22 protein-coding genes and 1 pseudogene are annotated in these 20,668 nt (G+C 72.2%); 10 read left to right on the top strand and 13 right to left on the bottom strand.

All coding sequences use genetic code 11. The features are described from left to right. The first annotated feature begins 74 nt into the window (after positions 1–74). Positions 75–2,207 carry an MMPL family transporter gene (locus tag DEJ46_RS03445; RefSeq protein ID WP_150264098.1) on the top strand — a complete coding sequence of 711 codons (2,133 nt, stop codon included), beginning with the start codon at positions 75–77 and terminating at the stop codon, positions 2,205–2,207. Here the strand turns inward: DEJ46_RS03445 and DEJ46_RS03450 are convergent. Further along, a complete protein-coding gene (locus DEJ46_RS03450) occupies positions 2,200–2,829 on the bottom strand; it encodes a fasciclin domain-containing protein (protein ID WP_150264099.1) in 630 nt (209 codons plus the stop codon). The two genes, DEJ46_RS03445 and DEJ46_RS03450, sit on opposite strands and share 8 nt — an antisense overlap. 221 nt (positions 2,830–3,050) lie before the next feature. Here DEJ46_RS03450 and DEJ46_RS03455 point away from each other — a divergent pair, with 221 nt between their 5' ends. Together DEJ46_RS03455 and DEJ46_RS03460 are read left to right on the top strand one after the other, a co-directional pair. Next, entirely contained in the window at positions 3,051–3,635 is a 585-nt protein-coding gene (locus DEJ46_RS03455; protein ID WP_223834484.1) for a sigma-70 family RNA polymerase sigma factor, read from the top strand. After that, on the top strand, positions 3,632–4,387 hold the full coding sequence (locus tag DEJ46_RS03460; RefSeq protein WP_150264100.1) for an anti-sigma factor domain-containing protein: 756 nt from the start codon (positions 3,632–3,634) through the stop codon (positions 4,385–4,387). The genes DEJ46_RS03455 and DEJ46_RS03460 overlap by 4 nt, the downstream gene beginning before the upstream one ends. Positions 4,388–4,429: 42 nt before the next feature. Here DEJ46_RS03460 and DEJ46_RS03465 read toward each other — a convergent pair whose 3' ends face one another. From DEJ46_RS03465 to DEJ46_RS03485, 5 genes are all read right to left on the bottom strand, one after another. Then, positions 4,430–5,341 (bottom strand): amino acid ABC transporter permease, encoded by a 912-nt coding sequence (locus tag DEJ46_RS03465; RefSeq protein WP_150264101.1) that lies wholly within the window; start codon positions 5,339–5,341, stop codon positions 4,430–4,432. After that, positions 5,338–6,003, bottom strand: coding sequence for an amino acid ABC transporter permease (locus DEJ46_RS03470; protein ID WP_150264102.1), 666 nt, complete (start codon positions 6,001–6,003; stop codon positions 5,338–5,340). Before DEJ46_RS03470 ends, DEJ46_RS03465 begins: the two co-directional genes overlap by 4 nt. Positions 6,004–6,013: 10 nt before the next feature. Further along, entirely contained in the window at positions 6,014–6,862 is an 849-nt protein-coding gene (locus DEJ46_RS03475) for a glutamate ABC transporter substrate-binding protein (protein ID WP_150264103.1), read from the bottom strand. Positions 6,863–6,904: 42 nt separating this feature from the next. Then, positions 6,905–7,660, bottom strand: coding sequence for an amino acid ABC transporter ATP-binding protein (locus DEJ46_RS03480; RefSeq protein ID WP_150264104.1), 756 nt, complete (start codon positions 7,658–7,660; stop codon positions 6,905–6,907). Positions 7,661–7,852: 192 nt separating this feature from the next. Continuing rightward, positions 7,853–8,548, bottom strand: coding sequence for an alpha/beta hydrolase (locus DEJ46_RS03485; RefSeq protein WP_150264105.1), 696 nt, complete (start codon positions 8,546–8,548; stop codon positions 7,853–7,855). Positions 8,549–8,731: 183 nt separating this feature from the next. On the opposite strand from DEJ46_RS03485, the gene DEJ46_RS03490 reads away from it, so the two are divergent. Continuing rightward, a complete protein-coding gene (locus DEJ46_RS03490) occupies positions 8,732–9,190 on the top strand; it encodes a Crp/Fnr family transcriptional regulator (protein ID WP_150264106.1) in 459 nt (152 codons plus the stop codon). Between the two features lie 68 nt (positions 9,191–9,258). Here the strand turns inward: DEJ46_RS03490 and DEJ46_RS03495 are convergent, their stop codons facing one another. Next, positions 9,259–9,927, bottom strand: coding sequence for a Tat pathway signal sequence domain protein (locus DEJ46_RS03495; RefSeq protein ID WP_150264107.1), 669 nt, complete (start codon positions 9,925–9,927; stop codon positions 9,259–9,261). 347 nt (positions 9,928–10,274) lie between these two features. Between DEJ46_RS03495 and DEJ46_RS03500 the strand changes: the two genes are divergently transcribed. The 6 genes from DEJ46_RS03500 (at position 10,275) to DEJ46_RS40690 (ending at position 15,261) form a co-directional block, all read left to right on the top strand. Further along, positions 10,275–10,949 (top strand): TetR/AcrR family transcriptional regulator, encoded by a 675-nt coding sequence (locus DEJ46_RS03500; protein WP_150264108.1) that lies wholly within the window; start codon positions 10,275–10,277, stop codon positions 10,947–10,949. Between the two features lie 196 nt (positions 10,950–11,145). Continuing rightward, entirely contained in the window at positions 11,146–11,802 is a 657-nt protein-coding gene (locus DEJ46_RS03505) for a DUF6230 family protein (protein WP_150264109.1), read from the top strand. Positions 11,803–11,804: 2 nt separating this feature from the next. Beyond that, the gene (locus DEJ46_RS03510) at positions 11,805–12,287 is read left to right on the top strand and encodes a DUF6114 domain-containing protein (protein WP_223834485.1); all 483 of its coding nucleotides are present in this window, start codon (positions 11,805–11,807) and stop codon (positions 12,285–12,287) included. Positions 12,288–12,396: 109 nt separating this feature from the next. Then, complete coding sequence (locus DEJ46_RS03515) at positions 12,397–13,764, top strand: carboxyl transferase domain-containing protein (RefSeq protein ID WP_150264110.1); 1,368 nt, start codon at positions 12,397–12,399, stop codon at positions 13,762–13,764. Positions 13,765–14,026: 262 nt separating this feature from the next. Beyond that, positions 14,027–14,938 (top strand): nitroreductase/quinone reductase family protein, encoded by a 912-nt coding sequence (locus DEJ46_RS03520; protein ID WP_150264111.1) that lies wholly within the window; start codon positions 14,027–14,029, stop codon positions 14,936–14,938. A gap of 149 nt (positions 14,939–15,087) precedes the next feature. Continuing rightward, positions 15,088–15,261, top strand: coding sequence for a hypothetical protein (locus tag DEJ46_RS40690; RefSeq protein WP_190622406.1), 174 nt, complete (start codon positions 15,088–15,090; stop codon positions 15,259–15,261). A 114-nt stretch (positions 15,262–15,375) separates the two neighbouring features. Here DEJ46_RS40690 and DEJ46_RS03525 read toward each other — a convergent pair. From DEJ46_RS03525 to DEJ46_RS03550, 6 genes and pseudogenes are all read right to left on the bottom strand, one after another. Next, a pseudogene (locus DEJ46_RS03525) lies at positions 15,376–15,498 on the bottom strand (DNA-binding response regulator); the annotation flags it as partial. A 71-nt stretch (positions 15,499–15,569) separates the two neighbouring features. Next, complete coding sequence (locus DEJ46_RS03530) at positions 15,570–16,055, bottom strand: SAM-dependent methyltransferase (RefSeq protein ID WP_150264112.1); 486 nt, start codon at positions 16,053–16,055, stop codon at positions 15,570–15,572. Between the two features lie 89 nt (positions 16,056–16,144). After that, positions 16,145–16,600 carry a hypothetical protein gene (locus DEJ46_RS03535; protein ID WP_150264113.1) on the bottom strand — a complete coding sequence of 152 codons (456 nt, stop codon included), beginning with the start codon at positions 16,598–16,600 and terminating at the stop codon, positions 16,145–16,147. A gap of 45 nt (positions 16,601–16,645) precedes the next feature. Beyond that, positions 16,646–18,394 (bottom strand): tetratricopeptide repeat protein, encoded by a 1,749-nt coding sequence (locus DEJ46_RS03540; protein WP_150264114.1) that lies wholly within the window; start codon positions 18,392–18,394, stop codon positions 16,646–16,648. 171 nt (positions 18,395–18,565) lie between these two features. Continuing rightward, positions 18,566–19,237 (bottom strand): 4'-phosphopantetheinyl transferase, encoded by a 672-nt coding sequence (locus DEJ46_RS03545; RefSeq protein ID WP_150264115.1) that lies wholly within the window; start codon positions 19,235–19,237, stop codon positions 18,566–18,568. A gap of 52 nt (positions 19,238–19,289) precedes the next feature. After that, positions 19,290–20,597, bottom strand: a complete 1,308-nt coding sequence (locus DEJ46_RS03550; protein ID WP_223834486.1) for a hypothetical protein — start codon at positions 20,595–20,597, stop codon at positions 19,290–19,292. Between the last annotated feature and the right edge of the window lie 71 nt (positions 20,598–20,668).

Below are 20,668 nucleotides of genomic sequence, written 5' to 3' on the forward strand. Positions count from 1 at the left end.
TCTCTCTCAATCATTGAGATTCTTTCTCCTTGAGATACTGGTTCCGTACCGAGAGACCCCTCCCTGGAGTCCGCATGACCCGCCCCATGCGATGGGCCGCCCGTCTGCTGCCCCTCGTCCTGCTCGTCCTCTGGCTCGCCGTCGGCGGCGGCCTCGGCCCCTACGCGGGGAAGCTCGGCGAGGTGGCCACCAACGACCAGGCCGCCTTCCTCCCGCGCAGCGCCGAATCCACCCGGGTGATCGAGGCCCAGCGGGCCTTCCGCCAGGAGGAGACGCTCCCCGCGCTGGTCGTCTGGACCGCGCCCGCCGGCGGGCAGCTCGGTCCGGAGGCGCAGACCGCCGCCACCGGCGCGCTGGCCACGCTCACCGGTCGGCCCGGGATCGTCGGCTCCCCGTCCCCGGCCCTGCCCTCCGAGGACGGCGAGGCGCTGCGCGGAGTCGTCCAGCTCCGTCCCGACCTCGGCGAGGAGCTGGCGCCCACGCTCGAAGCGATCGACGAGGCCGCCTCCGCGGTACCCGGGACCACCGTGCAATTGGCCGGTCCCGCCGCCACCCAGGCCGACCTGTCGGACGCCTTCGCCGGCATCGACGGGCTGCTGCTCGCGGTCGCCCTGGTGACGGTGCTGCTCATCCTGCTGCTCGTGTACCGCAGCGTGCTGCTGCCCCTGGTCATCATCGTCGGCGCGGTGCTCTCCCTCGCCCTGGCCTGCGCCGTCGTCTACGTCCTCGCCGACCACGGCATCGTCCGGGTCGACGGTCAGGTCCAGGGCATCCTGTCCATCCTGGTGATCGGCGCCGCCACCGACTACGCCCTCCTCCTCGCCGCCCGCTACCGCGAGGAGCTCGCCCGCCACGAGGACGACCGCTTCCCCGCCATGCGTGCGGCGCTGCGCCGGTCTGCCGGGCCGATCACGGCCAGCGCGGCCACCGTGGCGCTCGGCCTGCTCGCGCTGCTGTTCAGCGATCTGACGAACAACCGGGCCCTCGGACCCGTCGGCGCCATCGGCATCGTCTGCGCGGTCCTGAGCACCCTGACCTTCCTGCCCGCCGTCCTGGTCCTGCTCGGCCGCGCCGCGTACTGGCCGGCCAAGCCCCGCCCGGCCGACGCCGAGGGCGGCGGCACCGGCATCTGGCGGCGGGTCGCCGCCCTGGTGGACCGGGCCCCGCGCAAGGTCTGGGCGGCGACGCTCGCCGGACTGCTCGCCTGCGCCGCCTTCGCCCCGGTCCTGGAGTCCAAGGGGGTTCCGCTCGACGAGATCTTCGTGAACGACGCCCCTTCCGTGGCCGCGCAGGAGACGCTCGGCCGGCACTTCCCGGGCGGGGCGGGCAACCCGGCGATCGTGATCGCCGGGGCCGGCTCGCTCGCCGAGGTGACGGCGGCTGCCGAGAACGTCGAGGGAGTGGACTCGGCCGACGCCGTGACCGCCTCGGGCCGGCCCGGCGCCGGTGCGCCGCTGGTCGTCGACGGACGGGTCCGGATCGACGTGACCCTGTCCGACGCGGCGGACAGCGAGGCCGCCGCGGCGACCGTCGCCCGGCTCCGCTCGGCCGTGCACGCCGTGCCGCAGGCCGACGCCCTGGTCGGCGGCTACACGGCACAGCGCTACGACACCCGACGGACCGCCGAACGCGACCGGACGCTGATCGTTCCGGTGGTGCTCGCCGTCATCCTGACCATCCTCGTCGGCCTCCTCCGCTCCCTGCTGATGCCGCTGCTGCTCGTCGCCACGGTCGCCCTGAACTTCCTCGCGACGCTCGGGGTCTCGGCCCTGGTCTTCCGGTACGTCTTCGGATTCACCGGTACGGACTCCTCGGTGCCGCTCTACGGGTTCGTGTTCCTGGTCGCGCTCGGCGTGGACTACAACATCTTCCTGATGTCCCGGGTCCGTGAGGAGTCGCTGCGGCACGGGGTCCGGGAGGGCGTCCTGCGCGGTCTGACCGCCACCGGCGGGGTCATCACCTCCGCCGGTGTCGTCCTGGCCGCCACCTTCGCGGCCCTGGGCGTCATCCCGCTCGCCTTCCTGGCGCAGATCGCCTTCATCGTCGCGTTCGGCGTGCTCCTGGACACCCTCGTCGTCCGCTCGCTGCTCGTGCCGGCCCTCGTCCGGGACCTCGGCCCCGTCGCGTGGTGGCCGGGCGAGCTCAGCCGGCGCGCGACGGGTCCGGAGAACACCGGTACGGCTCGGGAGGGTGCCGGGCCTACTTAGGCATCAGCACGGTGTCGACGACGTAGACCGTGCCGTTGGCGGTGGGGACGTTGCCGCAGACCACCTTCGCGGAGTCGTCGACCGTGAAGGACTCGCCGGAGCCCTCGGTGGTCAGCGTGCCCGTCTGGAGGGTCTCGAAGGAGCCGTTCTCGAGCTGCTGCGGGGTCAGCTTCCGGCCCACGACGTGATACGTGAGGATGTCCTTCAGCATCGCCTTGTCGGCGAGGACCTTGTCCAGGTCGGCCTTCGGGATCTTGGCGAATGCGGCGTCGGTCGGCGCGAACACCGTGATGTCCTTCGCGTTGTTCAGCGTGTCGACGAGACCCGCCTGCTTGACGGCCGCGACCAGCGTGGACAGTTCGGGGTTGTTCGACGCGGCGGTCGCCACCGGTTCCTTCGCCATCCCGTCGAAGGAGCCGGCACCCTCCTCGGGCACCGAGGCGCACCCGGGGCCGAAGGGGTCGCCGGCCGTCGTGCCGACGGCGCCCGGCCCGGACGAGGCGGCTGCCGGAGCCGCCGCCCCGTCGCTCGCCGCACCGGCCGAACAGGCGGTCAGACCCAGCGGCAACAGCACGGCGGCGGTCACGGCGATGGCGGCACGGCGGCAGGTCTGGGTGTTCATGCTCACTCCTGAGGCTCCGGGGTCCACCGGTCGGTGACCCACACAGGCCATTCGGCGCGCGGCCGCATCCGGATGCCTCCGTACACCCGAAGGAGTGATGAGGATCGACCGACCCGCCTCGGCGGCGGAGCCGCGCACGGATTTCCGCCACGCGGCCCGTCCGCCGGGCCGTCGGCTCCGAATCCTTCACGTAGCCAAGTGATTCCTGGAGGAAACCGCCGGTGACAGAGAACGTGTGGATCGGCAGTGTCCGGCCGGCGGCTCCGGACCTTCCCGAGCTGATGGGGCGCGTGGCGCTCGGCGACCAGGAGGCTTTCACCGCCGTCTTCGAGGCCGTGTCCGGGCCGGTGCTGGGGCTCGTCCGTACCGTGCTGCGCGACGCGGCGCAGTCGGAGGAGGTCGCCCAGGAGGTGCTGGTCGAGGTGTGGCGGTCCGCGGCCCGCTACCAGCCGGCGCGGGGGTCGGTGATGACGTGGGTCCTGACGCTCGCGCACCGCAGGGCCGTCGACCGGGTGCGCTCGGAGCAGGCGGCGTCGAACCGTGAGAAGCGGGTGGCGCTCCTGGAGCACACGGCCGCCTACGACGAGGTGGTCGAGCAGGTGGAGGGCAGGCTGGAGCGGGAGCAGGTCCGGCGCTGTCTGCGTGGTCTCACCGAGCTGCAGCGCCAGTCGGTGACCCTCGCGTACTACCGGGGCCTCACCTATCGCGAGGTCGCGGAACTGCTGGCCGTACCGCTGGGCACCGTCAAGGCGCGGATGCGTGACGGTCTCGTCCGGCTCCGGGACTGCCTGGGGGTGGGCGCGTGAACGCCGTCGATCCGCACATGCTGACCGGCGCGTACGCGCTCGGCGCTCTGGACTCCGAGGAGCACGCGGCCGTCCGGCGCCACCTGGCGGAGTGCTCCTCGTGCGCCCAGGAGGTCCGGGAGTTCTCCGAGACCGTGGTCCGGCTCGCTCTCGCCGTCGCGGTGCCGCCGACCGCCACGCTGCGGGCCGGGGTGCTGGGGCGGATCGCGGCCGTCCGCCAGGATCCGCCGCCGACCACGAAGGCGGCGCGGCCCCGGCGCGGGCGGCGCGGCTTCCACCGTTGGTCGCACTGGGCGCTGGCGGCCTGCCTCGCCGCGCTCGTCGGGCTCGGTGGCGTCACGGCCTGGCAGCACGGACTGGCCGAGGACGCCCGGCAGGAGACGGCCCGCGCGCGCCAGGCGAACGACGCCGTCGCCGAGGTCCTGGCCGCTCCGGACGCCAGGGTCTCCACCACCCGGCTCGACGGGGGCGCCGTGGGTACGGTCGTCGTCTCGGCCGAGCTCGACCGGGCCGTGTTCGCGGCCTCCGGCATGGCGCCGCCACCGGCCGGCAAGGTCTACCAGCTCTGGTACGACGACGGGGGCACCATGCGGTCCGCGGGGCTGATGGACCCGGGGGCCACCGCCGAGGCGACCCTCCTCGACGGCCCCGTGAACCGGGCGTCGGGGGTGGGAGTCACCGTCGAACCGGCCGGCGGTTCGCCGCGACCGACTTCCGCTCCGGTGGCGCTGCTCGGCTTCCCCCAGGCCTGAACGGACCGGGTCACGGGCCCGGTCTGATCGGTGAGACACCCCCTAGGCCTTGTCGGTCGGACCCATGTGTTCGCCCGGGGTGGCCAGTTCCTCGACCGCCTCGACGCCGACGACCGCGCCCGTGGACTTCTTGCCGCGCCGCAGCCGGCCTTCGAGCCAGGAGGCGAAGGTGGTGAGCGCGAAGTTGAGGGCGACGAAGATGACGGCGACGACGGTGAAGCAGGCGATCGTGTTGGCACCGTAGTTCGCGCTCATCGGGCGTACGGAGGCGAGGAGTTCGGAGAAGCCGAGCATCGCGCCGCCGAGCGCGGTGTCCTTGACGATGACGACGAGCTGGCTGACCAGGGCGGGCAGCATGGCGGTGACCGACTGCGGGAGCAGCACGTAGGCCATGGTCTGGCCCTTGCGCATGCCGATGGCCTTCGCCGCGTCGGTCTGGCCGCTGGGCAGGGAGAGGATGCCGGCGCGGACGACCTCGGCGAGCACCGAGGCGTTGTAGAGGACGAGGCCGGTGACGACGGCGTACAGCGGGCGGACGTCCGGGCTGATGTCGGTGAACTCGGAGTAGGCGGCGTCGGCGAAGAGCATGAGGATCAGGACGGGGATGGCCCGGAAGAACTCGACGACGGTACCGGCCGCGCCGCGCACCCAGCGGTGCTCGGAGAGGCGGGAGATGCCGAGGAAGGCGCCGAGGGGCAGGGCGAGCACCATGGCGAGCGCGGCGGCGATGACGGTGTTCTTCAGGGCGGGCAGGATGTACGTCTCCCAGACGCGGGCGTCGGTGAAGAAGGGCGCCCACTTGTCCCATTCGAGCTGGTTCTTCTCGGCGAGGCTCGCGACCACCCACCACACCACGGCGGCGAGCGCGATCAGGAACAGCAGCGTCCAGAGGAGGTTGCGCCGCCGGGCGCGCGGCCCGGGAACGTCGTAGAGGACCGTGGGCTTGCTCTTCACCGTTTCACCGCCACCTTCTTGGCCACCCAGCCGAGCAACAGCCCGGTGGGCAGGGTGAGACAGAGGAAGCCGAGAGCGAAGATCGCGGAGATGAGGATGAGTTGGGCTTCGTTCTCGATCATCTCGCGCATCAGCAGGGCCGCTTCGGCGACCCCGATCGCGGCGGCCACGGTGGTGTTCTTGGTGAGGGCGATGAGGACGCTGGCGAGCGGGCCGACGACGGAGCGGAAGGCCTGCGGAAGCACGATGATGCGCAGCACCTGCGGGAAACTGAGCCCGATGGCCCGGGCCGCCTCGACCTGTCCGAGGGGGACGGTGTTGATGCCGGAGCGGACCGCCTCGCAGACGAAGGCGCTCGTGTAGGCGGTCAGGCCGAGGACGGCCAGCCGGAAGTTGATCGTGGTGAACCTGTCGGCGCCCAGGCTCACGCCGAGGGTCTGGAAGAGGCCGAGCGAGGTGAAGACGATGATGACGGTGAGGGGGATGTTGCGCACCACGTTGACGTAGGCGGTGCCGAAGCCCCTCATCAGGGGGACCGGGCTGACGCGCATGGCGGCCAGCAGGGTCCCCCAGATCAGGGAGCCGATCGCGGAGTAGACGGTGAGCTGCACCGTCACCCAGAAGGCTCCGAGCAGGTCGTACCCCTGGAGGAAGTCGAACACGACGGCCTGCTCACTTGACGATGACGCCGATCTCCGGCGCGGGTTCGTTCTGGTAGCCGGCGGGGCCGAAGTTCTTCTTCACCGCCGCCTCCCAGGAGCCGTCGGCGACCATCTTCTCCAGAGCCGTGTTGATCTTGGCCTTGAGGTCGCTGCCCTTCTGGACGCCGATGCCGTAGTTCTCGTTGCTCATCTTGAAGCCGCCGAGCTTGAACTTGTCCTTGAACTCGTCCTGCGAGGCGTACCCGGCGAGGATCGAGTCGTCGGTGGTGACGGCGTCGATGACCCCGTTCTCCAGACCGGTCAGGCATTCGGAGTAGCCGCCGTACTCCTGGAGCTGGGCGTCGGGGGCGATCTTGTCCTTGACGTTCTGCGCGGAGGTCGATCCGGTGACCGAGCAGAGCTTCTTGTTGTTCAGGTCGGACGGCTGCTTGATCGAGTCGTCGTCGGCGCGGATCAGGACGTCCTGGTGGGCGAGGAGGTAGGGGCCGGCGAAGTCGACCTTCTCCGCGCGCTCGTCGTTGATCGAGTACGAGGCCGCGATGAAGTCCACGTCACCGCGCTGGAGCAGCGTCTCCCGGTCGGCGCTCTTGGCCTCCTTCCACACGATGTCGCCCGGTTCGTGGCCGAGCTCCTTGGCGATGTACGTCGCCACGTCGACGTCGAATCCCGTATAGGTGCCGTCCGGGGTCTTGAGGCCGACGCCGGGCTGGTCGTACTTGATGCCGACGGTGATCTCGTCCTCACCGTGGCCGCGGGACACGTCTCCGGACGCTCCGGATGCCAGTCCCGCCGACGTGAAGGAGAGGACGACGGCCGCGGCGACGGCGACGGTGGCTCTGCCGGTCCTGTGGACGTTCATGTGGATCACCCCTGGGGGCTGCTGGTCGGGCGGCGGCCGGGCTCAGTGGTGGAGGATCTTGGACAGGAAGTCCTTGGCCCGGTCGCTGCGCGGATTGCTGAAGAACTCGTCCGGGGTCGTCTCCTCGACGATCTTTCCGTCGGACATGAAGACGACCCGGTTGGCGGCGGAGCGGGCGAAGCCCATCTCGTGGGTGACGACCACCATCGTCATGCCGTCCCGGGCGAGTTGCTGCATGACCTCCAGGACCTCGTTGATCATCTCGGGGTCGAGTGCGGAGGTCGGCTCGTCGAAGAGCATCACCTTCGGATCCATGGCGAGGGCGCGGGCGATCGCCACGCGCTGCTGCTGGCCGCCGGAGAGCTGCGCCGGGTACTTGTCCGCCTGTTCGGCGACCCCGACCCGGTCGAGGAGCGCGCGGGCCCGCTGCTCGGCGGCCTTCCGGTCCTTCTTGCGGACCTTGATCTGGCCCAGGGTGACGTTGTCGAGCACCGTCTTGTGTGCGAAGAGGTTGAAGGACTGGAAGACCATGCCGACGTCGGCCCGCAGGGCCGCCAGTTCGCGGCCCTCGGCCGGGAGGGGGCGGCCGTCGATGACGATCTCGCCCGAGTCGACGGTCTCCAGACGGTTGATCGCCCGGCAGAGCGTCGACTTTCCCCCGCCCGACGGCCCGATGACGACGACGACCTCACCCCGGTGGATCGTCAGGTCGATGGACTGGAGGACGTGCAGGGTGCCGAAGTGTTTGTTGACCGAGCGCAGGACGACGAGCGCGTCGCCGCCTTCCGGGACGGGCATGGCACCCTCCAAAGGGTCACGCCCCCGCTTGCCGCCCCCTCCTCACGTTCATGCTCCGCCCTCCGCCGGGCCCGCGCACGCCGGAGGGGGTGCACGGAGGGTGAGCGGGCACACCGCCGTGTGACCCCCGACGGAGGGCCGGGGGTCACACGGCGAGCAGTGGCCGGCTGCGGGCCGGACCGGGCCGGGCCGTCAGGCGCCGGTCTCGCGCACGGCCAGTTCGATGAGGTCGCAGACCTCGCTGGGCCGGGAGGCGAGGGAGGCGTGGCTCGCGTCGAGCTCGACGGTCTTGCGCGGGTTCATCCGCGCGGCCATGCGGCGCCCGTTGTCCGGGTGGATCATGCGGTCCTCGGCGGAGACCTGGTAGTAGGTGGGCTTGGCCCGCCAGGCCGGGGCGGTGACGGTGTCCCCGAAGGTGGAGGCGAGCGGTGCCTTCTGGGTGACGGCCATGACCAGGGCCTCTTCCCGCGTCAGGTCCTGGGCGAAGCTCTCGTGGAACTTGTCCTGCTTGATCCACAGGTAGCCGTCGGAGTCGGGGGCGATGTTCTCGAAGGCGGCGGGCGGATGTTCCTGGCTGATCTGTCCGGGGCTCTCTCCGGCGTCGGGCGCGAACGCGGCGATGTAGACGAGGCCGGTGACGTTCGGCAGATCGCCCGCCTCGGTGATGACGGCGCCGCCGTACGAGTGGCCGACGAGCACCACGGGTCCGTCGACCTGCTTGACCATCTTCCGGGTGCGCTCGGCGTCGTCGGCGAGCGAGGTGAGCGGGTTCTCGACGGCGTGGAGCCGTTCGTGACCGCGTCGGTGGAGTTCGACGATCACCTTCGACCAGTGGGCGGCGCCGCCCCAGAATCCGTGCACGAGGACGATCGCGGGCTTGTCTGCCATGGGTATCCGTACCGATCTGTACGAGGGATGGATCCCGCCCCTGCTTCCCGCCCCCGACCCCGCCCCGTTCCCCCGCCGCCACGCTACGTGCGCGGCGGCGGCTCCGCACATCCGGTCGGGCGCGCCCCGGCCCGGCCTGGCGGACACTGGGGGTGGGAGCCGAGCGTCGGAGGAGGATCCGCCATGACCAGTGCCGCGCCCAAGGTCAGCACGTTGCCGCCGGAGCACCGGGAGCGGCTGATGGCCTTCGCCGAGGACGTGTACTTCGAATCCGGTCATCGGCTGTTCGAGGAGCAGCAGCACGCCGACCGGTTCTGGATCGTGAAGACGGGAGCGGTGACGCTCGACGCCAAGGTGCCGGGCCGAGGGTCGCCGGTGATCGAGACCCTCCGCCACGGCGAGCTGGTCGGTCTGTCCTGGATGTTCCCGCCGTATCTGTGCCAGTCGGGGGCCGAGGCGATGACGCCTGTGCGGGCGTACGAGTTCGACGCCTCGGCCGTGCTGTCGATGTGCCGGGCGGACACGGAGTTCGGCGCCTCGGTCCTGTTCTGGGTGGGGGCCATCCTGGCCCATCGCCTGAACGTGACCCGGGTCCGGCTCCTCGACCTGTACGCCCCGCACGGGAGCGGCATCTTCGCGTGAGCCCCGCCCTCGTGTGAGCCCCGCCCTTTGCCGTGCAGGCGGAGGGCGGGGCCGCACTCGGACCGGGATCAGTTCACGAAGACGGACGGGCTGCCGGCCTGGCTGATGTCCTGGACGGGGCCGTACTTCGCCGTGAAGTAGCCGTTGGCCGGACAGGTGCCGGGTCCGCTGGCCTTGGTGAAGAGCTGGTCGGTGAAGGTGAGCGAGTTGTCGGTGTTGGAGGGAGTGGCGGTGAGACTGCCGGCCCGGTAGACGCAGGTCATCAGGCCGAGAATGCTGTTGATCTTCAGGGTGGTCTGGATCGGGCCCGCGGCGCCGGCCGTGACGGTGAGCGCGCCCCCGGAGACGACGGCCGTACTGAACGGCAGGTTGTTGACGGTGATGCTCTGGACGCCGGTCGCCCCGACGATGTTGGTGGTGCAGCTGCCGAGCGTGTGGGCCGTGACGGTCTCGGTGGCGGTGCCGGGCGCGGCGGGGTTGCCGGTGACGGTGGCGGTGAACGCGGAGGTGTTGCAGGTGATGCCCGTGCTGCCGCCCTGCGTGGTGGCGATCCGGGCCTTGGTGCCGGTGGAGAGCGAGGCGGACAGGACGTCGCCGACCGCGACGGCGGTGCCGGTGGCGGAGCCGGTGGTGAGGACGTTCCCGGCGGCGGCTCCGAGGGCGCCGGCCTGGGTGGTCGCGGCGAGTGTGGCCGAGACGGCGAGGCCGACGGCGGCGAGGAGAGCGTGCTTGCGCATGGGGATGCTTCCTTCCGTACGGAGGTGGGGGTGGGGAGGGGGAATGCGGTGCGTACGGAGCGACGTGCGAGCGCTGCCGGCACGGTCCGGCGCCACGGATGGCGTCCCGGCAGCGGCGTTCTGGAGAGAGCGGTGCGGGAGACAGCGGTCGGATAGGGGTGCTGGAGCGGTGCGGGGAGCGTGATACTCGGTGCCGTGTGCGGTGGGGACGCGTCCCGTCCCTCGGGGAGCGGCTCCACCGAACACCTGAGAACACCCGATGACACTCGGCGCACCGAGAGGAAAACCCACGAGGGTTGTAATCCCGCCGAGTATGTGACGTCAACAAGCCCGGAGGGATGTGGCCGATGACGAGTGCCCGCGAGGCCGAGGAGGGGCTCGTCCTGCCGGGGGCCCGCTCGGGCCGTGAACCGGGGCGCTCCCTGCGCCCCGGGCCCCGCCGGCTCAGCCCCGAGCAGGTGGCGTCCCGGCAGCGGGAGCGGCTTCTCGACGGGGTGGCCCGGACGGTCGCGGAGAACGGCTACGCCGGTGCGCGCATCAGCGACATCTGCCGGGAGGCCGGGGTGACCCGACCGGTCTTCTACGAGCTGTTCTCCGGCAAGGAGGACGCCGTCGTCGCCGCCTACCGCGGTGGTACGGAGCTGGTGGTGCGGGCCATGGGGCGGGCGTACGAGGAGGCGGGCGGCGCGGCGGACTGGCCGGCCTCGGTGCGGGCCGGGCTGCGGGTGCTCCTGACCCTGCTCACCGAGAACCCCGCCTTCGCCACGATGGTGGTCGAGATCGAGTCGGCGGGGCCCGCGGGGCGCGCGGCCCGGGCGGAACTTCTGGCGAGTTTTCGACGGTTCTTCGCGGACGCCCCGGCGGGGCCGCCGTGGGTGGCGCGGGCCGAGCTGGTGGACATCGTGGTGGGCGCCGTCCACGCTGCGGTGCACCGCGCGGTCGACGAAGGGCGGTTCACCGATCTCCCTCCGCTACTCGACACCCTGGTGCACGTCGTCGTGACCCCGTTCACCCCCGGATGATCCACTGTGACAAACCCAACAGACCGCACATGCACGCCAGTTGACCCCGGGTAACCGTAAGCCTTACTGTCCGGTAGGTTCCCTGCGGCACGTCTGCCTCCGCACCACGCGAGGAAGACCCGGGCAGCTCGGGGAACCGTCCGCGCCAGGACGCCGCCGCGCAGGTCAGTTTCCTCACCCATGTCAGGAGCGCCTCATGGCCCTGCCCGAGCACACCCAGGACAACACCCCCGCCCCGTTACCCGACGACCGGTCCGGCAGACGCGGCCGGGTCCGCTTCCGCCGCGCGGCCCTGATGGGCGTACCCGCCCTCGCCGCCGCCGCCACGCTCGTGGTGCTCACCGCCCAGGGAGCCCTCGCCGCCCAGTTCGCCATCTCGGGCATGCCGTTCACGGTGACCGCCGACAGTCTGGAGGGCCGGGGATTCGGGCAGTTCGGCGGACTCGACAACATGCCCGAGGGCAGCCCGAACGCCGGCGACACCGGCGGCCAGATCCTGGTGATCGTCACGGCCATCCGCGAGGCCGAACTCACCAACCTCTGCCAGAGCGTGGAGCTCGGCGGCACCTTCCTGCACATCACGGCCGGCGCCAAGGGCACCCCGGTCAAGGCCTCTGGGCTCACCACCGACTCCACCGAGATCTCCGGCAAGGCCGCCGACTTCGACAACATCGAGATCGGCGGCGACGCGAGCACCTTCGAGAAGCCACCGGTCAAGGGACCCCTGGGCGTGTTCGGTCAGCAGGCCGACACCGTCAGGATCAAGGACCTGCGGCAGACCAACTACGCCACGACCGCGGTCCGGTTCACCCTGCCCGACCTGAAGATGCGCTTCAGCTCGAAGGGCTGCTGAGCGTGGCGTCCGGCCGCCCCCGCCGCCCCTGGCGGGCCTTCCGGCTCTGGCGGTACCGCCGCCCGTTCGGCGCCGGTCTCGCGCTCGCCCTGGGCGGCGCGGAGATCCTGCTGACCCAGCGGGCGAGCATCACCGTGATCCTCACGGCCGGGGCCGACAGCCTCGTGGGCTATGTCCTGCCCGTCCTCATGGTGATCTGCGGACTGCTCGTCGTCCTCAACCCGCGCCAGCGGCTCTTCTACTCGGTCGTCGGCGTCCTGGCGTCCCTGGGGAGCTGGGTGACGTCCAACCTGGGCGGGTTCGTCATCGGCATGCTGCTGGGGCTCGTCGGCAGCTCGCTCGCCTTCGGCTGGCTGCCCGACCGCCCCCGGCGGCGGCCCTGGCGCCGGAGCCGGCGCGAGGAGCCGGGGGCGGCCTGGGGCGGGACGGCGGCGACCTCCGCGGCGGCGACCGGACCCGCACCGGAGCCCCGCCCAGGCGTCTGACCTGGCCGTACGGGCGGCTTCGTCGCCCCTCCACCGGCCGACGGTACGGTGGAGGGGCACCACCGAACCACCCGTACGGACGGACCGACGACGAGCGGCGAGGCGACGCATGACCCACCCGATGACGGCACGCGAGGCGATCGCGCTCGTCACCGACGACTTCACCGAACTCCCCTTCTCCGAAGGACCCCTGGAAGGGGACGGGCCGATCGGCTGGCCGGGCTACTCCGCCGCGCACGGCCGCGCCGCGGCCCGCTCCGGCGAGACCGAGTCGGTGATCTGCGGTACGGGCGCGATCGGCGGCGTGCCGGTGGTGCTGCTGTCCTTCGAGTTCCGCTTCCTCGGCGGATCCATCGGCGAGCGGACCGGGGAGCGGGCGTCCGCCGGGCACCGGCTCGCCCGTGCCCGGCGGCTGCCCGTGGTCGTGCTGCCCGCCACCGGCGGGAGCCGGATGCACGAGGGTATGCGCGCGCTCCTCCAACTCCAGGTGATCGCCCGCGAGTCGGCGCTGACGCGGGCCGCCGGTCTGCCGCAGATCGCGGTCCTGCGGGACCCGGCGACCGGCGGCGGCTGGGCCACGCTCGGGGCGGGCTCCGATGTCGTCCTCGCCCTGCCGGGCGCCCAGGTCGGCTTCGCGGGCTCCCGGGTGCGCCCGGCGGACGCCGACCCCTCCGCGTACACGGCGGAGGCCCAGCTCGCCCACGGTCATCTCGACGCCGTCGTCCCGCCCGGGGAGCTGCGCGCGGCGCTCGGCCGTTGGCTCATGCTCCTCACACGGCCCGCCGAGGGCCCGGTCCCGCCCCCGTACGCCCTCGGGACCGGATCCGGCACCGTCACCGGCGCCACCGCACCCGTCGAGTCCGGCCGGGAGGCCGTGGCCCGCGCCCGGCACCCCGACCGGCCCCGGGCTCCCGCCTATCTCGACGCGCACTTCACACACCGCGCCGAGATCTCCGGCGACCGCTGCGGAGGCACGGACCCCGGCATGCTCTGCGGCTTCGGGCAGGGACCCGACGGCCGGACCGTCGCCTACGCCGCGCAGTGCGGCACGGCCACCCGGCCCGCCGGTTTCCGTACGGCGGCCCGCCTCGTCCGCCTCGCCGACCGCCTCGGGATCCCGGTCCTCACCCTCGTCGACACGCCCGGCGCGGCCAACGACCCCCAGGCGGAGCGGGACGGAGCGGGTCCCGCCATCGCCGCCCTCTTCGAGGCCGTCGCCACGGCCCGGGTCCCGCTCACCTCCCTGCTCGTCGGAGAGGGCGGTTCGGGCGGCGCGCTCGCCCTCGCCGCTCCCGGCAACACCTGGGCGACCCCGGACAGCTACTTCTCCGTCATCGCCCCGGAGCTCGCCGCGGCCATCCTCAAGCGGGCTCCCGAGGAGGCGGACACCACCGCGGACCTGCTCCGGCTGCGCCCGCGGGACCTCCTCGCCCTCGGGGCCGTCCGGGGCATCGTCGACGGGCCGCCCTCGGGCTGAGGCGCTGTGCGGTGAGGCGTGGTGCGGCGCTCGAAGGCGCTGTGCTCGGAGGCATTGTGCTTTAATCGGACTCGTGGCGCGTGGCGTCGGCCAAAGAGCAGTGGGCCGGCCGGCGATCGGGCGACCACCCGACCCAGTGCGCTCGCGCGTGGCATTCCCGTGCGAGGCGCTCGTCCGTTCCTCCACCGTGGCCGGCCGCCTCCGACGCGCGCCCGCACGGCACACCCAGGGCTCTCGCGCCCTTCACGGAGACCGCATCATCATGCCCACATCCTTCAACCAGTCCGTCATCGACGAGTTCCGCGCGAACAGCGGGAAGGTCGGCGGCTACTTCGAGGGCGGCGACCTGCTGCTCCTCACCACCACCGGCGCGCATTCCGGAGTTCAGCGCACCGTGCCCCTCGGGTACGTCCGGCACGGCGATCTGCTGATGGTCGTCGCATCGAACCTCGGGTCCGACAAGCACCCCGACTGGTTCCACAATCTGATGGCCCATCCGCTGGTCCGGGTGGAGCTCGGCGCCGAGGAGTTCGAGGCACTCGCCGTCCCCGCCGAAGGCGCCCGCCGGGACCGGCTGTTCGCGCACGTGGTGAGCGTGGAGCCGGGCTACGGCGAGTACCAGAGCAACACCGCGCGCGTCCTGCCGGTCGTGGTCCTGGAGCGCGACGCGGGCTCGGCGGACGAGCGTCCCGCCGAGGTCACGAGCCTCGCCGACAAGATCATGGAGGTCCACACCTGGCTCCGCGGCCAGTTGGGACGCGTACGGGAGGAGGTCGACGCGCACTTCGCCGCGCGGGCCGCGCACCAGGGCCCGGGCGAGCCGCCGGCGCCGGGGCTCGGGCTCCAGATCCGGCAGCGGTGCCTGGCGTTCTGCCAGTCGCTGGAGTTCCACCACACGACCGAGGACGCCCATCTGTTCCCGGGGGTCGAGGCCTATCACCCGCACCTCGCCGACGTCTTCGAGCGGCTCCGCGCCGAACACCGCCTCTTCGCCCGCCTCCAGCGGGATCTCGGCGGACACCTCGCCGACATCGCCGGCGCGGATCCGGAGGCGTTCCGTGCCGAACTGGAGCGGATGTCGACGGAGCTCACGGCCCATCTCGCCTACGAGGAGGAGATGTTGCTGCCGCTGCTGCGGGAGGTCCCCTTCCCGCCCGTCCGCCCCACCGGGTGAGCGGGCCCGGACGTCCGGGGCGCGCTCTTTCCCGAGCCTTGTCCGGGCCCTGGCCGTCCGCTGTACGGGTGTTGGACCACCCGAGGCGAGAGTGACACCACCCGGACCGGTCCGCGTCCGGGTGTCGTCCACGCGCAGCAGGACCCCCGATGACGCCCAAGTCCCGTATCCGTACCGCCCTCGCCGCCTCCCTGGCCGTGGCGACCCTCGGCACCTTCGCCGCCGGGGTCGGCGTGGCCGGGGAGAAGGACGGCAAGCAGCGCGGCCGGGTCGGCGAGCGGGAGGTCGCCGCGCTCTTCAGCAGTGGAACGCGGCGCTCCTGACCGGCGACCCGGAGAAGGTCGCCGACCGGTACGCCGACGACGCCGTGGTGCTGCCGACCGCCTCCTCTTGGATCCGCACCGACCAGGAAGGCATCACCGACTACCTCACGCACTCTCCAGGCCGACGACCCGGTCCGTCTCGTCGCTGCGCGCGCTGATCACGATGATCGGCACGTCACCCCGGAGCCGCAGGGACTCCGCGATCGGCTCGTCGTCCTCCACCAGCAGTACACGCACAGGAGAAACCCTGGTTCGAGTTCCGTGCGTCAGTTCACCGCCGGACGGCCGCGCGGGCAGCTGCCCGCGACTCAGTAGTAGTGACGCATGATCTCGTCGGCCCACTCGGGCTGGGTGGTCGCTCCCTGGGGGCCGAACTCGGCCATGTACGGCTTGATGTCGAGGACGGGCGTGCCGTCGACCGCGTCCAGGCCCTGCACATGGAGGTCCAGGCCGTCGGTGCGGATGAGCCGGCAGCGCGAGACGCCGAGGCGGTTGGGGCGGTTCTTGCCGCGCTGGGCGAAGATCCCGACCAGCGGCCACTCCGTGTTGCCGCGCGGGTGGCGGGCCCCGGTCTGGACCGCTTCGGGCTGCACCCGGTCGAAGTGGTAGACGACCTCCAGGTGCGAGAAGGCGTCGAGACCGGCCAGCGCCTCGGGGCCGAAGGCCTCCGCGTCGAGCCTGACCACCGACTCGACGTCGCCCCACTCGTCGTCGCGCACCTCCTGCCGTCCGCCGACGACATGCCCGACCGGGTACGAGACGACCGTCACCGGGGTGCTCTGTTCCTGCGCCATGCGGTTCCTCACTCCTCACCGGGGGACGACCTGCGTCCGTACGTGATCAAGACCGTACTCCCCCTCGGCCACGGGCGGTTGCGCGGCCGTCAGATCCCCCGCTCGTACCCCGGAGGGGCCTGCGGCGGATGCCAGACCGCGTCGAGGCCCCAGAGTCCGAGCGCGACGACAGCGAGGCAGACGAGGGCCGCCGCCCACGGGCGCAGGTGCCGGGTGGCCGCCGCCCAGGTCAGGGGCGGGAGGGCGAAGCCGCCGAGGAGGATCAGCGGCACTTCGACGAGGACCACGCCCCAGTCGGTGTCCTCCCCCTCGAAACCGCCGTCGTAGCTGTACGCGGCCCGGGGCACCGCGAAGGCGGCCGCGGCCAGGACCCCGGCGAGGGCAAGCACGCAGCCGGCGCTGCTCAGCAACAGCTCCCTGTCCTCGCCCGGCTCACCGTTCTCACCCTGCTCGGCGTTCTCGACCGGCTCGCCGTACTCGGCCGTCCCACCGTTCTCGTCGGGCGACTCGCCCTCGGCCCTCTCCGGCCGTTCCCCACCGCTCATGTCGGGTACGGACGCCGGGCCCCCGCCGCACGGTTCCGGCCCCCGTCACCTTCCCGGCTTCGGAACGCGGCGGCGCAGCTCCTCCGCCGCCCGCGCGGTGTCACGAGCGGCCTCGCGGTGGCCGTGCTTCCCCAGGTACCAGGCGAGCCAGGCCAGGGACTCGGCGAGGGCGGCGACATCGTTGCTCGGGTGGATCCTGTCCAGGGATCCCAGGAGCCGGACGGCCTCCGCCGTGGGTCGTACGACCTCGTCGTTCCGTTCGACGCGGGCCAGCCTCAGCGCGAGGTTGGACAGGGCGTGGACGAGGCCCTCGAAGTGCGCCTCCGGGTCGCGCCGGTGCAGGTGCCGCTGGAGGTCGACCGCCTGTTCCGTGACGGCGAGCGCCTCCTCGTGCCGGTCGCCGTCGGTGAGCCGGATCCCGAGGTTGTTCAGCGCCCTGGCGAGCTCACCCTCGTACGTCTCCGGGTCGGTGTGGGCGAGTTGCCGGTAGAGCGCCACGGCCTCCGTGGCGGGCGCGACGGCGTCGGGGTGGCGGCCGAGGACAGCGAGCCGGCTGCCCAGGCTGTCCGCGGCCTCGGCGAGGAGGGGCCGGAGGGTGTCGGGTGCGGCGAAGAGATGGCGCCTGCAGAGGTGGACGGCCTCGTCGGCGGCTTCCAGCGCCTCCGGGCGACGGCCGGACCAGGCCCGTACGAGACCGAGGTTGTGCAGCGTACGGGCCAGGGCGACGACGCCCGCGGTGCCGCCGTCGGCGGCTGCCGAGCGGCCGAGGGCGGCGGCCTCGGCGAGGGTATCCGCCGCGAGGTCCACCCGGCCCGAGTCCGCCAGGGCCAGACCCTGCGCGTTCAACCGGTCGATCTCGCCGAGCGGATCGGCCCCTTCGGTCCCTTCCTGCTGGATCCCGCCGTCCCGGGTGACGCGGTAGCCGTGGCCCTCGAGAAGGTGGTCGAGGAACGCGACGGCCCGGGGCTCACGCGCGGTGATCTCGGCGCGGAGCGCCGCCACTTCCGCGAAGTAGGGCCGGGCCTCCCCGGTGCGCCCGAGGCCGGTGAGTGTGCGGGCGGCCGCGAAGGAGACCGCCGCGTGCTCCGCGAGCTCCCCGGTGCCCCGCGGCCCGGCCGCACGTCCCCCGCCCGCGGCCCCGCTCTCTCGGTACGTGCCGACCGCCACCCGTAGCGCGTCGAGGGCCTCCGTCTGGCGGCCCATCTCCCCCAGTTTGACGCCGAGGTCCCCGAGGGCCGAGGCGAGCTCCTGGCGGCCCGCTCCGCTCGCCGGGTCGACGAGTGAGCGCCGTATCTCCACGGCTTCGGTGATGCGGTCGAGGGCCTCGTGGTGGCGTCCCGTCTCGGCGAGCTGGTTGCCGAGGTTCACCAGGGCTGCGGCCAGTTCCGGGCGGGCGCCCTCGACGCGCCGCTCCACGATCCGGCGCCAGAGCCCGACTGCTTCGAGCGCCACCGTGCGCGCCTCCTCGCGCCGTCCCACGACACCGAGGCCGAGAGCCCGGCGGTGCGAGGCGACGGCGAGGCCGACGAGAGCTTGATCCGTCCCGTCACCGGCCAGCCCCCGGTAGATCCGGGCCGCCTCGCCCAGGACTCCGATCGACTCCTCGTGGCGGTCCGGGTCGCCGGCGAGCAGGGATCCCAAGGCCAGTAGTGCGTAGGCGAGTTCGGGGAGCCGGCGGACGGGGTCGGCGGCCGCGGCACGCCGTAGCGCGGCGACGGTCCGCTCCGCCTCGTCCGTCGCGTCCGTCCCCGCACCGCTCTCCGGCGTCTCCCCGTTCCCGTCCCCGTACGGCATGGCGCTCCCCCTTGTCCGGAAGGATGGGAGAGCAACGATCCCCGACGCCCGTGAACTCCTGATGAACCGGCAGCCCGCCAGGGCGGGTTGCCGTCCCACCGGAACCGGATCGCAGGGTCACAGGGTCACAGGGTCACAGGGTCAGGGTTGCGGGGTCACACGGTCACGGGGTCATCGGGTCAGGACGATCGCCGTGATCACCAGTCCGCCCCGGTCGATCCAGCGCCCGGTGAAGTGCTCGCGCGGGGCGTCCCCGACCATCGGCCCGGGTACGAGCAGCCGGGCGTCGAAGGTTCCCGTGCGTCCCTCCCCGTCGTCCGGGGTGAACTCGAGCGCCGCCTCGTCGAAGTCCAGCTCGCGCCCGGTCAGCGGGTACCAGGTCTTGAAGACGCTCTCCTTGGCGCTGAAGAGCAGCTTCTCCCAGGAGACCCCCGGCTTCCGGGCCTCCAGGGCGGCCAGGTGACGGCGTTCCTCGGGCAGTGACACCACCCCGAGGACGCCGTCCGGCAGGGGTCCGGCCGGCTCGGCGTCTATGCCGACGGACACGACGTCCGCCGTCCTGGCCACCGCGGCGGCCCGGTAGCCCTCGCAGTGGGTCATGCTTCCCGTGATGCCCGCCGGCCACCGCGGTTCCCCGCGCGGGCCCGGTGTCAGGGGGCCCTCGGGCACCCCGAACCGGGCAAGCGCGAGCCGCGCGCAGAGCCGGACGGTGGCGAACTCCTGCTGCCGCCGCTCGACCGAGTTGACGACGAGCGCCGTCTCCTCGGGGAAGAGCGTGACGGGTTCGGTGTCGTCGAGGCGCCAGGCCGTGGCGACCGATCCGGGCACGAGCTCGCCGATCATGGTGTTCCCTCCGCGTGCGGGGTGATCACTGGGTGGTGGCGGGACCGGACCGTCAGGCCGGGTTCTTCACGTCCGCGACGTAGGTGGCACCGCCGAGGCAGTCGCGGATGTCGTACCGGGGCGCGGCCGATCCGGTCCACCGGAGGAAGCCGGTGGCGCCGGTCGCGGACGTCATGTCGATGAATCGGCATCCGTCGTAGAGCAGCTTGCCGGCGGTGGTGGCGGCGCTGCCGGTGGCGACCTGGTGCGAGCCCATCAGCGCGCAGTCGGTGTAGCGGACGGTCGGGCCGCGGTCCCCGTTGGCGTTGAAGGCGTACGTGTGCGTCACCGCGTCCGGCGCCCAGGACTTGAAGCTCAGCGCGGTGTCGTCGCAGGACACGAAGCTGATGCTGCCCTTGTACCAGCGGGAGTCGATGACCTTGTGGCCGAGGCCGCGCAGTTCGAACCGGATGCCCTGGGCGTACAGGCGCATCGTGGAGTCGGCCCGGGTGGGGGCGTCCGAGCCGAGCTGGAAGAAGGTGCCGTTGGAAGCGGCGTCCGTGAGGATGTACGAGCCGCCGATGAAGTTCATCGAGCCGCCGCGGTTGTTCTTCACGAACACGCCGGACTGGTACTCGACCTTGCAGTCGCGGAACCAGTAGTTGAGGAACTGGTCCTGCTGGGTCGCGGCCGGGGTCATCCCCATGACGAGGAAGGCGTCGGAGTAGGAGCCGCCGACCTGGCAACGGTCCCAGCCCATCTCGCTGTTCAGGTTGGAGGTGGTGGCCGGGCCGTCGAGGCCGATGCCGCGCTTCCAGGCGCCGCGCCACTCCACGTCGGTGTACCAGGTGTCCTGGACGCCGTAGGCGGCCGAGGAGTAGGCGTAGTTGAAGCTCGAGGTGGCGTTCTCGCTGGTGAACGTCAGACCGGAGATCCGGATGTTCTTGTAGCGCTGGTAGTTGGTCCACAGCGTGGTGTCGTCCGCGGTCGGTGCGTACACGATGCGGGACAGCCGCTTGCCGTAGCCGGTGATCGAGATGCCGTCGACGATGCCGCCGCCGCCCTCGCCGTTCACGTTGGGCAGGAGCGAGTCGGGCTGGGTGAGCAGGTAGGTGCCCGGCGGAATGACGAGCACCTTCTTCGGGACGGCTCCCGAGATCGGGTCCGGCTGGAAGGAGGCGAGCACCTCGGCGGCGGCCGCGCGGAAGGCGGCGTCGCTCGCGGTGGCACCCGTCGGGTCGGCGCCCTTGCTGATGACGTCGACGCTGTACGGGTCGTCGCCCCCGCCGGCGGCGTACGCCGGGCTTCCGCCCAGCGCCATGACGCCCGCCGCCCCCGCGCCGGCCGTGGCCATTCCGCGTATGAGCGAGCGTCGGTCCATGTTCCCGGTCATTCGTAACCCCCCATATTCATGATCATGAAACAGACGGGACATACGATCACGACTCCGGC

The sequence above is a fragment of the Streptomyces venezuelae genome (assembly GCF_008642375.1).
Taxonomy (GTDB): domain Bacteria; phylum Actinomycetota; class Actinomycetes; order Streptomycetales; family Streptomycetaceae; genus Streptomyces; species Streptomyces venezuelae_G.